Origin of the sequence: Serratia sp. M24T3, from assembly GCF_000257645.1 — a bacterium.
Classification (GTDB): Bacteria; Pseudomonadota; Gammaproteobacteria; order Enterobacterales; family Enterobacteriaceae; genus Rouxiella.
Window position 1 is genome coordinate 1 of sequence record NZ_AJHJ01000108.1, and the last position, 314, is coordinate 314.

Here is a 314-nt window from a genome sequence, read left to right on the forward strand (position 1 = left end):
AAACGAGCTTGGTTGCGATATCGCAGTGATAAAGCGCGAGGCTGGCCGGGTGCTGCTGGCGCTGGAGCAGCAGCAGGACGAACGGCTTAAAGCCGCGGAGACTGAGCAGGCCTTCACGGCGGTGACGGTATCGGGTGATGATGAAGCGGCGGCGCTGGCGCTGCTGAAATCCCCCTGACCTGGCAGAGCGCATTGTCAGCGACCTTGCCACCTGTGGGGTGGTGGGTGAAGCCACCAATCTGTTAACCGGCTATCTGGCGGCGACGTCGCGCAAACTGGACCGGCCGCTGGCGGTGCTTATCCAGTCTTCCAGT

At 62.7% G+C, this 314-nt stretch carries 1 pseudogene; it reads left to right on the top strand.

Annotation, left to right across the window (positions count from 1 at the left end):
* Nucleotides 1-314 (top strand): annotated as a pseudogene (locus tag SPM24T3_RS25090) (DNA primase); the annotation flags it as partial.